The sequence below is a fragment of the Streptomyces sp. NPDC090032 genome, from assembly GCF_044748025.1.
GTDB lineage: Bacteria > Actinomycetota > Actinomycetes > Streptomycetales > Streptomycetaceae > Streptomyces.
In genome coordinates this window covers 1-13,184 of the sequence record NZ_JBIVFF010000006.1, presented here as the reverse complement: position 1 = coordinate 13,184, position 13,184 = coordinate 1, and the positions used below count along the sequence as shown (strand labels likewise).

The following is a 13,184-nucleotide window of genomic DNA, read 5'->3' as shown; positions in this document are numbered from 1 at the left end:
CTGGTGCAGTGATCTCGACGTGATCGGTACTGCTGCACTGATCTCGATGTGATCGGCACTGCTGCGGTGATCTCGATGTGACCCGGTCCGCCGGGTCACTCCTCGTCGCCGTAGCGCGGATCCACCGTCTCCGGGGACAGGCCGAGGATCTCGGCGACCTGCTCGACCACGACCTCGTGCACAAGGGCCGCGCGTTCGTCGCGGCCCTTGGTGCGGATCTCGACCGGGCGGCGGTAGACGACCACGCGCGCGGGGCGCCCCTCGCGCGCCGCGATGGTGCCGCCAAGGGGCACCGAATCGTCGCTCCAGCCCTCGTCGGCCGGGCCGACCGCGGGCACTTCGAGGATCAGGAAGTCGATGTCGGCGAGCTGCGGGAAGCGCCGCTCGAGCCGTTCCACGGAGTCCTGCACCAGATCGGCGAACCCCTCGGCCCGGCTCGCGGAGAGCGGCACCTGCGGCGGGGCGACGGGCCCTCGCATGCCCCTGCCGTGCCGGTCGCGGCGGCGGGGAGGCTTCGGCTCTGCGGCAGGGGGCGGTACGGGGTTCTCCATCACTGACGCAGCGTAGACCTCCGGCGAGCGCACCCGCCCGCCGTGGCCCGCACGGAACCGGCATGTCGCTTCCTGACCGATCAAGCCAAACTTGGGCGCGATTCGGCATCCCTCCCGGACCGGTGAACTCGCGGCTCCTGTCACTGTTTGTTCCGATGGGTGACCGCGTCCACCACGGACGCGGGACGCACCGCCCCCGGTCCGCGCAGGTCAGCGGCGCGCTCCCGGAACCCCGTGTGCGCCTCTTCACACCACGACACGGTGGGGTGACCTCCCGGGGAGTCGTCGCGGCCCGCTCAAGAGTGCGGTACCGTCCAACGCTGTGAGCCCTGTACGTCGCTGTTCGCGCACCGCCTGCGGCCGTCCCGCCGTCGCGACGCTGACGTACGTCTACGCCGACTCGACCGCGGTCCTCGGCCCCCTCGCCACCTACGCCGAACCCCACTGCTACGACCTGTGCGCCGAGCACTCCGAGCGCCTCACCGCCCCGCGCGGGTGGGAGGTCGTCCGGCTCGCCGACAGCTCCGGCCCCTCGCGCCCCAGCGGCGACGATCTGGAGGCCCTGGCCAACGCGGTGCGTGAGGCGGCCCGCCCGCAGGAGCGCGCGGCCGAGGCGGGCGGTTCAGGCCCTCGCACGGCGGATCCCATGGAGGTCGCACGCCGCGGCCACCTGCGGGTGCTGCGCTCGCCGGACAACTGAGCCGGACCCCGCACGCCGGCCGGGCCGGCGCACGTATTCGGACTTCGGTTTCCCCTTTACGGAATCTCCTTCGTCCCGCGCATTGACCTGAGTTTGTTGCGGACACAACAATTTCGCCACCCAGTGCCCCGGGAGGCGCCCGTGTTCGTCCAGCAGCTCGAGCCCGTGGCCGGATCACTCGGCCTGTCCGCACTCGTCGCGACCCTGCCTCTGGTCACCGTGCTCGTCCTGCTCGGCGCCGTCCGCATGAAGGCCCACCTCGCGGGCCTCATCGGGCTCGCCGCGGCCGCTCTCGTCGCCTGCCTCGCCTACGGGATGCCCGTCGGTCAGACGGTGTCGAGCGCCGCACAGGGCGCGCTGTTCGGGCTGTTCCCCATCATGTGGATCGTCGTCAACGCCCTGTGGGTGTACCGGATGACGGTCCGCACCCGGCACTTCGACATCCTGCGCCGCTCCTTCGGGCGACTGTCCGACGACCCACGCATCCAGGCCCTCGTCATCGCGTTCTGCTTCGGCGCGCTCCTTGAGGCCCTCGCCGGGTTCGGGGCGCCCGTCGCGATCTGCTCCGTGATGCTCGTCGCGCTCGGCTTCGACCCGGTCAAGGCGGCCGTCGTCGCCCTCGTCGCCAACACCGCGCCCGTGGCCTTCGGCGCCATGGGCACCCCCGTCGTCACGCTCGCCCAGGTCACCGGACTCCCGCTCGACTCCGTCGCCTCCGTGGTCGGCCGACAGACACCGCTGCTCGCCCTCGTGGTGCCGCTGGTCCTCGTCTACCTCGTGGACGGTCGGCGCGGCCTGCGCGAGACCTGGGTGCCCGCCCTCGCGTGCGGAGTCGCCTTCGCCGCCGCCCAGTTCGCCGCCTCGAACTACGTCTCCGCGCAGCTCGCCGACATCGGGGCCGCGCTGATCGGCGCGGGTGCCCTCGTCGCCGTGCCGCACGCGCGCAGGCCCGCCACCGAACCCGTACGCGCCGCGGTCCTGACCGGCGTACGCAGCGAGGAACTCGACCAGGACGACCCGCGGCCCGAAGTCCTGCGCGCCTACGCCCCGTACGCGCTCATCGTCGTCATCTTCTCGATCGCGCAGATCCCCGCGGTCAAGGACTGGATCGCCAAGGCGACGCGCGTCTTCGACTGGCCCTTCCTGAACGTCGCGAACCCCGAGGGCAAGCCCGTCGGCGGCAACCTCTTCACCCTCCCGCTCGTCTCCACCGGCGGCACCCTCGTCCTCCTCGCCGGCGTGATCACGGCCGCCGTCATCGGCGTCCACGCGCGCGTGGCCGTACGGGAATGGGCGGCCACCGTCTACGAGCTGCGCTTCGCGATCCTCACCGTGACCAGCGTCCTCGCCCTCGCCTACGTCATGAACCTCTCCGGGCAGGCCGCCACCATCGGCCACTTCGTCGCCGCGGCCGGCGCGGGCCTGGCGTTCCTGTCGCCCGTACTCGGCTGGTTCGGCGTCGCCGTCTCCGGCTCCGACACCTCCGCCAACGCCCTCTTCGGCGCACTCCAGGTCACCGCCGCCCAGCAGTCCGGCCTGTCACCCGAACTGCTCGCCGCCGCGAACAGCTCCGGCGGCGTCCTCGGCAAGATGATCTCCCCGCAGAACCTCACCATCGCCTGCGCCGCCGTCGGGCTCGCGGGCAAGGAGGGAGACCTGCTGCGCAAGGTGCTGCCGTGGAGCGCGGGACTCCTGCTCGTGATGTGCCTGATCGTGATGGCGCAGAGCTCCGCCGTCCTCGGCTGGATGCTGCCCTGACAGCTGACTGTCGGTCCGTACGGGTAGTTTGTGCTGTCCGAAGCGGACTTCAGGAGAGTTGGGTGACCGTGGCTGCTGATCTGTCGCAGATCGTCAAGGCGTACGACGTACGCGGAGTGGTCCCCGACCAGTGGGACGAGCACCTCGCCGAGCTGTTCGGCGCCGCCTTCGTGCGCGTGACGGACGCGGCGGCCATCGTCGTCGGACACGACATGCGCCCCTCCTCACCCGGCCTCTCCCGCGCCTTCGCCCGGGGCGCGGCCGCCCTCGGCGCCGACGTGACCGAGATCGGCCTGTGCTCCACCGACCAGCTGTACTACGCCTCGGGCGCGCTCGACCTGCCCGGCGCCATGTTCACGGCCTCGCACAACCCGGCCCAGTACAACGGCATCAAGATGTGCCGCGCCGGTGCCGCCCCCGTCGGACAGGACACCGGCCTCGCCGAGATCCGCGAACTGGCCGAGAAGTGGCTGGAGACGGGCGCCCCCGAACCCGTCACGACGCCGGGCACGCTCACCCGGCGCGACACCCTCGACGACTACGCCGCGTACCTGTGCTCCCTGGTCGACCTCACCACGATCCGCCCCCTGAAGGTCGTCGTCGACGCGGGCAACGGCATGGGCGGGCACACCGTCCCGACCGTCTTCGCGGGCCTGCCGCTCGACGTCGTCCCGATGTACTTCGAGCTCGACGGCACGTTCCCCAACCACGAGGCCAACCCCCTCGACCCGGCGAACCTCGTGGACCTGCAACAGCGCGTCCGCGCGGAGAGCGCCGACCTCGGCCTCGCCTTCGACGGCGACGCGGACCGCTGCTTCGTCGTCGACGAGCACGGCGACCCGGTCTCCCCGTCCGCCGTCACCGCCCTGGTCGCCTCCCGCGAACTGGCGAGGAACGGCGGCACGGGCACGATCATCCACAACCTGATCACCTCCTGGTCCGTCCCCGAGGTGGTGAAGGAACACGGCGGCACACCGGTACGCACGCGCGTGGGCCACTCCTTCATCAAGCAGGAGATGGCCAACTCCGGAGCGATCTTCGGCGGCGAGCACTCGGCGCACTACTACTTCCGCGACTTCTGGAACGCGGACACGGGCATGCTCGCCGCCCTCCACGTCCTCGCCGCACTCGGCGGCCAGAGCGGCGCCCTGTCCGCCCTCGTCGCCGAATACGACCGTTACACCGGCTCCGGAGAGATCAACTCCACGGTCGACGACCAGCACGCCCGCCTCGCCGCGATCAAGACCGAGTACACCGGCCGGGACGGCATCACGCACGACGAGCTCGACGGCCTGACGATCACCTCCGCCGACTGGTGGTTCAACGTCCGCCCGTCCAACACCGAGCCCCTCCTGCGCCTGAACGCGGAGGCCAGGGACGAAGCCACGATGGCCAAGATCCGCGACGAGGTCCTGGCGATCATCAGAGCCTGACCACGGCCACACCCGCCCGGTCCCCCGTCCGAGCAGCCGTGCCCCCGCCCCCGGCGGTACGCTGACCAGGCCGCACGCACACACATTCACACCCCCGAAGGGACACCTCATGCCGCTCGAAGCCGGCCTCCTGGAGATCCTCGCCTGCCCGGCCTGCCACGCCCCCCTCAAGGAGGCGGACGCCGAGCTGCTCTGCACCGGATCGGACTGCGGCCTCGCCTACCCGATCCGCGACGGCATCCCCGTACTCCTCGTGGACGAGGCCCGCCGCCCCGCATAGGTCCCACCCAGGCCCCGAACGGGCCGTCCCGGAGGCTGACACCATGCTCGACGAATCGCTGCTCGACGCCCCCGAGGCCCTCGCCAGGGTCGACCGCCGCGGACTTCTGCGAGGCGCCGCCGAAGCCGGCGCCCGCGTCCGCACCGCGGTCCGGCACGCCGCGGAGGCCGGGATCACCGAGCTCAAACCGGACGGCCGCCCGCGCGCCGTCCTCTTCGCCGGACCCGGCCTCGCCGCCGGCTGCGTCGCCGACCTGCTCAACAGGCTGGCCGGCGCCTCCTGTCCCGTCGCCCGCCTGCGCCCCACCGGAGTCGCCCCCGCCGCGGGCGCCCTGCGCTGGGAGCTGCCCGGCTGGGCAGGCCCCGTGGACCTCCTCCTGATCGCCACCACCGACGGCACCGAACCAGGCCTCGCCCTCCTCGTCGAGCAGGCCTACCGGCGCGGCTGCACCATCGTCGCCGTCAGCCCCGAGGGCGCCCCGCTCAGCGAAGCCGTCGCCGGGGCTCACGGCCTGTTCGTACCGATGGCGACCGCCCCGTACGAGCAGGATGAACCCGCCGCGGCCTCCGCGCCCGGCGCCCTGTGGGCCCTGCTCACCCCGCTGCTCTCCCTCCTGGACCGCACCGGCCTGCTCTCCGCGCCGGCCGAAGCCCTGGAGAAGGTCGCCGACCGCCTCGACCACACCGCCGAGCGCTGCGGTCCCGCCATCGCGACCTACAGCAACCCCGCCAAGACCCTCGCTGCCGACCTCGCCGACGCACTGCCCCTGATCTGGACGGAAGGGCACGCCGCGGGCCCGGCAGGCCGCCGCTTCGCCGCCGCGCTCGCCGAGCTCGCCGGCCGTCCGGCCCTCGCCGCCGACCTGCCCGAAGCGCTCCCCGCGCACGGCCGCCTCCTCCTCGGCGACCTCGCGGGCGGCGCCGACCCCGACGACTTCTTCCGCGACCGGGTCGACGAGGCGCAGCCGATGCGCGTCCGCGTCGTCCTCCTGCGCGACCGGCCCGGCGGCCTCACCGCCGCGCCCGCCGCCCGCGAGCTGGCCCTCGGCCACGACACCCCGATCAGCGAGCTCGAACCCGAAGAGGGCGACGAACTGGAAACACTCGCCGAACTGATCGCCGTCACGGATTTCGCCGCCGTTTACCTCGCGCTCGCCTCGGGCGCATGACGTGGATCCGGCCGGTCCGAACCACCGGCCGGACCCTGACCCGCGTACGGAGAAGAACACCTGATGGACCGCCTCACCAACACCGTCCGCCCCTACGCCTGGGGCTCGACCACCGCCATCCCGCACCTCATCGGTGCCGAGCCGACGGGCGAGCCGCAGGCCGAGATGTGGATGGGCGCCCACCCGGGAGCCCCCTCCCGGACCGGCCGCGGCCCGCTCAACGAGGTGATCGACCAGGCGCCCGAGCGTGAACTCGGCCCGGGGGCCGCAGCGAAGTTCGGCCCCCGCCTCCCCTTCCTCCTCAAACTCCTCGCCGCGGGCGCCCCGCTCTCCCTCCAGGTCCACCCCGACCTCGCCCAGGCCAAGGAGGGTTACGAGGCCGAGGAGCGCGCCGGCGTCCCCATGGACGCTCCGCACCGCAACTACAAGGACGCCAACCACAAGCCCGAACTGATCTGCGCCCTCACGCCGTTCGAGGGCCTGTGCGGCTTCCGCGCCCCCGAAGAAGCCGCCCGCTTCATCGAGGGCCTCGGCGTCGACTCCCTCAAGCCGTACGCCGACCTGCTGCGCGCCCACCCCGAAGAGGCCGCGCTGCGCGAGGTCCTGACGGCCGTACTGAGCGCGGGACCCGAGGACATGGCGACCACGGTCACCGAGGCCGCGGCCGCCGCCGAGCGCCTCGGCGGCGACTACGCGCCCTACGCCGCACTCGCCCACCACTACCCGGGCGACCCCGGCGTGATCGCGGCCATGCTGCTCAACCACGTCCGCCTCAACCCCGGGGAGGCCCTCTTCCTCGGCGCCGGCGTCCCGCACGCCTACATAGACGGCCTCGGCGTCGAGATCATGGCCAACTCGGACAACGTCCTGCGCTGCGGCCTCACCCCCAAGCACGTCGACGTACCCGAACTCCTGCGCATCGTCCGCTTCGAGGCCACCGACCCCGGCATCCTGCGCCCCGAGGCGTCCCCCGACGGCGAAGAGGTCTACGCGACCCCCATCGACGAATTCCGCCTCTCCCGCTACGTCCTGCCCGAGGGCGCCGCCGCGCACGACGTCACCGCCGAGACCCCGCAGATCCTGCTCTGCACCGCGGGCACCGTCCAGGCCGGCGAACTCGCCCTCACCGCAGGGCAGTCGGCGTTCGTCCCCGCCGGCGAAAAGACCGAAGTGTCCGGAGCCGGCACGCTCTTCCGGGCAACCGTGGTGGCCTGACGCACCGCAGCCGTCCCGGGCTGCAACAATGACCCACCGCAAAGGGTGGGCAAAGCCCGGGACGGCGTACGCGGACAGATCCGTACGAGCTGTGGCCCGGGACCGCGTACGAAGGGACATCGGGAACACATGAGCGCTTCAGGCGGCACAAAAGCGATCGTGGCGGCACTCGCCGCCAACCTCGCGATCGCGGCGGCGAAATTCGTGGCGTTCCTCTTCAGCGGCTCGTCCTCGATGCTCGCCGAGAGCGTCCACTCCCTCGCCGACTCCGGCAACCAGGGCCTCCTGCTGCTCGGCGGCAAGAAGGCCCAGCGCGAGGCCACCCCGCAACACCCCTTCGGCTACGGCCGCGAGCGCTACATCTACGCCTTCCTCGTCTCCATCGTCCTCTTCTCGGTCGGCGGCATGTTCGCCGTCTACGAGGGCTACGAGAAGATCAAGCACCCGCACGCGCTCGAGAACTGGTACTGGCCGATCGGCGTCCTCGTCTTCGCGATCATCGCCGAGAGCTTCTCGTTCCGCACCGCCATCAAGGAGTCCAACGAGCTGCGCGGCAAGCTCAGCTGGACCCAGTTCATCCGCCGCGCCAAGGCACCCGAACTGCCCGTCGTCCTCCTGGAGGACTTCGGCGCGCTGATCGGTCTGGTCCTCGCCCTCGCCGGCACCGGCCTCGCCCTCGCCACCGGCGACGGCCTCTGGGACGGCATCGGCACCCTGTGCATCGGCATCCTGCTCATCGCCATCGCGATCGTGCTGGCCGCCGAGACCAAGTCGCTGCTCCTCGGTGAAGCCGCGGGCGTCGACCAGGTCAGGAAGATCGAGGCCGCGGTCGTCGACGGCGACACCGTCACCGGCATCATCCACATGCGCACGCTCCACCTCGGCCCCGAGGAGCTGCTCGTCGCCGCCAAGATCGCCGTCCAGCACGACGACACGGCCACCGAGGTCGCCAACGCCATCAACGCCGCGGAGGCCCGCATCCGCACGGCCGTCCCGATCGCCCGCGTGATCTACCTCGAACCGGACATCTACAACGAGACGGCCGCGTCCGCCGGCACCAACCCCGCCAAGACCCCGGACAGCCCGGCCCCGGACCGCTCAGCCCCCGACAGCTCGGCCCCGGACGCCGACTGACCTGCCCGCGCACGCCGGACCCGGAGGCGGGCTGGGTCCGGCTGGGCCGATCGGTGTAGATTCGTCACCGAGCCAGACGTCGCTGCTGATGGCGGTCGGGCGGCCCGCACGACGGGCCGGCCGAGGGAGAGAGGGCCTCCGACGGACTGCGCTGTGAGCGCCGGGCACTCGTATGCCCATCGCCGCAGACCAGCCATGCCCACCTCGACCCACCACCACGAGGAGCAAGCTCCCTATGACGACTGTCGACAACCGACAGGACCAGGACTTCAAGGTCGCCGACCTCTCCCTGGCCGGCTTCGGCCGCAAGGAGATCACGCTCGCCGAGCACGAGATGCCCGGCCTGATGTCCATCCGCAAGGAATTCGCCGCCACGCAGCCGCTCGCCGGCGCCCGCGTCACCGGCTCCCTGCACATGACCGTGCAGACCGCCGTCCTCATCGAGACCCTCGTCGCCCTCGGCGCCGAGGTCCGCTGGGCCTCCTGCAACATCTTCTCCACCCAGGACCACGCCGCCGCGGCCATCGCCGTCGGCCCGAACGGCACCCCGGACAACCCCCAGGGCGTCCCCGTCTTCGCCTGGAAGGGCGAGACCCTCGACGAGTACTGGTGGTGCACGGAGCAGGCCCTGACCTGGCCGAACAGCCCCACCGGCGGCCCGAACATGATCCTCGACGACGGCGGCGACGCCACCCTCCTCGTCCACAAGGGCGTCGAGTACGAGAAGGACGGCAAGGTCCCCTCGGCCGACACCGCCGAGTCGGACGAGCACCGCGTCATCCTCGAGCTCCTCAACCGCACCATCACCGAGGGCTCGCAGAAGTGGACCCAGCTCGCCTCGGAGATCCGCGGCGTGACCGAGGAGACCACGACCGGCGTTCACCGCCTCTACGAGATGCACCGCGACGGCACCCTGCTGTTCCCGGCGATCAACGTGAACGACGCCGTCACCAAGTCGAAGTTCGACAACAAGTACGGCTGCCGCCACTCCCTGATCGACGGCATCAACCGCGCCACCGACGTCCTCATCGGCGGCAAGACCGCCGTCGTCTGCGGCTACGGCGACGTGGGCAAGGGCTGCGCCGAGTCCCTCCGCGGCCAGGGCGCCCGAGTGATCATCACCGAGATCGACCCGATCTGCGCCCTGCAGGCGGCGATGGACGGTTACCAGGTCACGACGCTCGACGAGGTCATCGACAAGGCCGACATCTTCGTCACCACGACCGGCAACAAGGACATCATCATGGCCTCGGACATGGCCAAGATGAAGCACCAGGCGATCGTGGGCAACATCGGCCACTTCGACAACGAGATCGACATGGCCGGCCTCGCGCAGACCCCGGGCATCGTCAAGGACGAGGTCAAGCCGCAGGTCCACACCTGGACCTACCCCGACGGCAAGGTCCTCATCATCCTGTCCGAGGGCCGCCTCCTGAACCTGGGCAACGCCACGGGCCACCCGTCCTTCGTGATGTCCAACTCGTTCGCGGACCAGACCCTGGCCCAGATCGAGCTGTTCACGAAGCCCGAGGAGTACCCGACCGACGTCTACGTGCTCCCCAAGCACCTCGACGAGAAGGTCGCCCGCCTCCACCTCGACGCCCTCGGCGTCAAGCTGACGACGCTGCGCCCCGAGCAGGCCTCGTACATCGGCGTAGAGGTCGACGGCCCGTTCAAGCCGGACCACTACCGCTACTGATCCCGAGCGGACCCCGGTGCCACGCAGGCCCCTCGCACTCCGGTGCGGGGGGCCTGCCCCGTACCGGCCCGGCACCCGTACCACCCGACGTCCGCACGACCCCGAAGGACCTCGAGAGCCCCTCATGCCCCGCGGCCGCTATTCGCTCCACGACACCCACGACCACACCCCCCTCGGCGAAGAACACTTCCACTGCGCCCCCGGCCCCTCCGGCTGGCGCTACGTCTCCCAGACCGTCACCCCCTCCGGCGACCACTCCGGCTCCGTCGACCTGGCCATCGACGAACTCGGCCGCCCCATCCGCCTCGAACTCAACTCGGCGAGCTGGCAGGTACGAGGAGCAGCCATCGACGGCGTCACCTGGGTCCGCACCGACCCCACCGGCACCCACGCCACCGAGGGAAACGCCCCCGCCCACGCATTCACCGGCACCTCGCCGGCCTTCCTCGTCGCCACCGCACGCCTGCTGCGTCTCACCCCCGCTTCCCCCGCGACCCGCGTCCGCCTGGTCCGCTTCACCGACCCGGTCCTGGCCCCCCTCACCCTCGACCAGTCCTGGGCCCTGCTGAAAACAGAAACACACGCCACTGACAGTGGCCCCCTGAACGTCGACGAATACCAGGTCACAGACCTGAACACGGGGGAGCAACAGGCCGTCCACCTCGCCGGCGACGTGGTGCTCGCCGCCCCCGGCATCGAGCTCGAACACCTCGAATCCCCGCCGTCGACCTTCGCCTGAGCGACGGGTCCCGCGTCAGGCAGGCGGCACGAAACCGGTGCCCGGCCCCGCGTCCTCGCGAGGAGCCACCGGCGCGACATCGACGGCAGGCGGCACAGCCGCGCCAGCCGACCCCCCGCGCTGCCCAACCGGCGCCCCGGCCCCCGGAAACACCGGACCTGGCCCGGCCCCCGGAAACACCGGACCTGGCCCGGCCCCCGGAAACACCGGACCTGGCCCGGCCCCCGGATACACCGGACCCGGCCCGGCCCCCGGAGCGGCACTCCCCGCCGCCCCGCGGAAGGCCCGCTGCGCATCCCGAGACTGCCGCTCATGCACCACCGCGGCCAGATACGCGGCAGGCGGCACATCCCCCGGCGCCGGAGTACCCGTACAAGCCGCCAGATCACCGGCAAGCCGCTCCGCCATGGCCCAGCCCACCTGCGGATCCAGCTGCCCCATCCGCGTCAGATACGACCGGACCGCCAGCCACAGCCCGTCCGGCACCCCCGACAGATCGAGCCCGGCGAACCGCCCCACCAGCCACGGCGGCGGCGGAGGCACGAACCGCGCCGGCCCCGCCGGCACCCGCTCCCGCACCACCAAGGTCCCCGCGAACACGTCCCCGAGCCGCCGCCCCCGCTCGGACACCAGCGACGCGATACACGCCACCACCCCGAACGTCATGAGGATCTCCACGACCCCGACGGCCCCACGCACCAGCGCATGCCGGAACCGGATCGGCCCCCCGTCGTCCCGCACCACACGAAGCCCGCACGCCAGCTTGCCCAGCGAACGCCCATGGCTCAGCGTCTCCACCGCGATGGGCACCCCGATGAGCACCAGCACGAACGTCGCCACCGCCACCGCGGCGGCCGCCGCCTCGTCCAGGGAAGCGGTCGACGCCACGATCCCTATCGTCACCACGATGTACACGGTGAACGCCACGACGAGATCGATGACCACCGCCAACGCCCGACTGGGCAGCTTCGCGGGGCGCAGCTCAAGAGCCACCGCCTCGCCCGTCACAAGCTCACTCACGCCGGCCGTCCTTCCCTGCCCTGCCCTCGGAACCGCCAGTCTGCCAAGCTGAGGGCACATCGCGCCGCAGAGGTAGCCACAGCAACAGCAGCCGAGGAGCAGCCGACCCGATGGACCTCGACGTCTTCGTGTCCGCCCACCGAGCCGAGTGGGACCGCCTGGACGCGTTGCTGCGCCGCAGGCGCCGCCTCACCGGAGCCGAAGCGGACGAACTCGTCACGCTCTACCAGCGGGCCGCGACCCACCTCTCCCTGATCCAGTCCAGCGCCCCGGACCCCCAGATATCCGGCCGCCTCACACAACTGGTGGCACGCGCGCGTAGTGCGGTGACAGGCACCCGCCGCGCCTCCTGGCGCGACGTGACCACCTTCCTGACCCAAGGCTTCCCCGCGGCCGTCTACCGCTCCCGTCACTGGTGGGTCCCCACCGCACTCCTCTCCACCGCGATAGCCGCACTCCTGGGCTGGTGGATAGGAACCCACCCGGAAGTACAGGCATCGATCGCCGCACCGTCCGAACTGCGCGACCTCACGCGCCCCGGCGGCCAGTACGAGACGTACTACTCCAGCCACCCCGCGGCCTCGTTCGCCGCCCAGGTGTGGACGAACAACGCCCAGGCGGCTGCCATGTGCCTGGTCCTGGGCGTCTTCCTCGGACTCCCCGTCCTCTGGATCCTGTTCCAGAACATGCTGAATCTGGGTGTGGGCATCGGCCTGATGTCCTCGGCCGGCCGCCTCGACACCTTCCTGGGCCTGGTCCTGCCCCACGGCCTCCTGGAACTGACGGCGGTCTTCGTAGCGGCCGGTACGGGCCTGCGCCTCGGCTGGACCCTCATCGACCCGGGCCCCCGAACGCGCCGCGCGGCCCTCGCCGAGGAAGGCCGCGCCGCCCTGGGAATGGCGATCGGCCTGGCGCTCATCCTCTTCATCTCGGGCGCCATCGAAGGCTTCGTCACCCCCTCAGGCCTCCCCACCTGGGCCCGCATCACCATCGGCGTCCTCGCCGAACTGGCATTTCTCGTCTACGTCTACGTCCTCGGCGGCAGAGCGGCCCGCGCCGGCGAGACGGGGGACCTGGACAAGGCGGAACGAAGCGCCTCCGTGCCCACCGCCGCCTGATGTGCGTTCACAGCCTCTGACCTGCTAGTCTCCTCGTCGCCCCACAAAAGCCGTTGACACGGACGGAGTGGGGAGGTAGATTCGAACAGTTGCCCCGGATTCGACAGGATCGGCCGCAACGACTAGGGTCTAGCTCACTTCCGAGAATTCTTCTCCAGAAGTGCACCCCCCGATAAATCGGAAAACGAACGCCGGTCAATCCGGCCGAGAACTTCTGATAAAGTCGGAACCGCCGGAAAGGGAAACGCGGAAAGCCGAAAGGCTGGAGCGGAAACCTGAAAGGCACCGAGGAAATCGGATCGGAAAGATCTGATAGAGTCGGAAACGCAAGACCGAAGGGAAACTGCCCGGAGGAAAGCCTGAGAGAGT

General features: G+C 71.1%; 12 protein-coding genes. 10 read left to right on the top strand and 2 right to left on the bottom strand.

Features of this window, described 5'->3' with window-relative positions; genetic code table 11:
* Positions 1-95: 95 nt before the first annotated feature.
* Positions 96-551 (bottom strand): metallopeptidase family protein, encoded by a 456-nt coding sequence (locus tag ACIPWY_RS15500; RefSeq protein WP_362897527.1) that lies wholly within the window; start codon positions 549-551, stop codon positions 96-98.
* Positions 552-873: 322 nt separating this feature from the next.
* Between ACIPWY_RS15500 and ACIPWY_RS15495 the strand changes: the two genes are divergently transcribed.
* The 9 genes from ACIPWY_RS15495 to ACIPWY_RS15455 all read left to right on the top strand — a co-directional run bounded on the left by ACIPWY_RS15495 (position 874) and on the right by ACIPWY_RS15455 (position 10,677).
* Positions 874-1,251, top strand: a complete 378-nt coding sequence (locus tag ACIPWY_RS15495) for a DUF3499 domain-containing protein (RefSeq protein ID WP_362897525.1) — start codon at positions 874-876, stop codon at positions 1,249-1,251.
* A 141-nt stretch (positions 1,252-1,392) separates the two neighbouring features.
* On the top strand, positions 1,393-3,009 hold the full coding sequence (locus tag ACIPWY_RS15490) for an L-lactate permease (RefSeq protein ID WP_393705463.1): 1,617 nt from the start codon (positions 1,393-1,395) through the stop codon (positions 3,007-3,009).
* 68 nt (positions 3,010-3,077) lie between these two features.
* The gene (locus tag ACIPWY_RS15485) at positions 3,078-4,442 is read left to right on the top strand and encodes a phosphomannomutase/phosphoglucomutase (RefSeq protein WP_393705468.1); all 1,365 of its coding nucleotides are present in this window, start codon (positions 3,078-3,080) and stop codon (positions 4,440-4,442) included.
* 109 nt (positions 4,443-4,551) lie between these two features.
* Positions 4,552-4,722 carry a Trm112 family protein gene (locus ACIPWY_RS15480; protein ID WP_100597970.1) on the top strand — a complete coding sequence of 57 codons (171 nt, stop codon included), beginning with the start codon at positions 4,552-4,554 and terminating at the stop codon, positions 4,720-4,722.
* A 43-nt stretch (positions 4,723-4,765) separates the two neighbouring features.
* The gene (locus ACIPWY_RS15475) at positions 4,766-5,890 is read left to right on the top strand and encodes an SIS domain-containing protein (RefSeq protein ID WP_389547962.1); all 1,125 of its coding nucleotides are present in this window, start codon (positions 4,766-4,768) and stop codon (positions 5,888-5,890) included.
* A gap of 63 nt (positions 5,891-5,953) precedes the next feature.
* A complete protein-coding gene (manA, locus tag ACIPWY_RS15470; protein ID WP_362897519.1) occupies positions 5,954-7,105 on the top strand; it encodes a mannose-6-phosphate isomerase, class I in 1,152 nt (383 codons plus the stop codon).
* 129 nt (positions 7,106-7,234) lie between these two features.
* Positions 7,235-8,239 carry a cation diffusion facilitator family transporter gene (locus ACIPWY_RS15465; protein ID WP_393705464.1) on the top strand — a complete coding sequence of 335 codons (1,005 nt, stop codon included), beginning with the start codon at positions 7,235-7,237 and terminating at the stop codon, positions 8,237-8,239.
* Between the two features lie 235 nt (positions 8,240-8,474).
* Positions 8,475-9,938, top strand: a complete 1,464-nt coding sequence (gene ahcY, locus ACIPWY_RS15460; protein ID WP_390016100.1) for an adenosylhomocysteinase — start codon at positions 8,475-8,477, stop codon at positions 9,936-9,938.
* A 124-nt stretch (positions 9,939-10,062) separates the two neighbouring features.
* Complete coding sequence (locus ACIPWY_RS15455; RefSeq protein ID WP_383896759.1) at positions 10,063-10,677, top strand: hypothetical protein; 615 nt, start codon at positions 10,063-10,065, stop codon at positions 10,675-10,677.
* 15 nt (positions 10,678-10,692) lie between these two features.
* Here the strand turns inward: ACIPWY_RS15455 and ACIPWY_RS15450 are convergent, their stop codons facing one another.
* Entirely contained in the window at positions 10,693-11,697 is a 1,005-nt protein-coding gene (locus ACIPWY_RS15450; protein WP_393705465.1) for an RDD family protein, read from the bottom strand.
* Positions 11,698-11,807: 110 nt separating this feature from the next.
* On the opposite strand from ACIPWY_RS15450, the gene ACIPWY_RS15445 reads away from it, so the two are divergent.
* Positions 11,808-12,815 (top strand): stage II sporulation protein M, encoded by a 1,008-nt coding sequence (locus ACIPWY_RS15445; protein WP_362897510.1) that lies wholly within the window; start codon positions 11,808-11,810, stop codon positions 12,813-12,815.
* Positions 12,816-13,184: the final 369 nt, after the last annotated feature.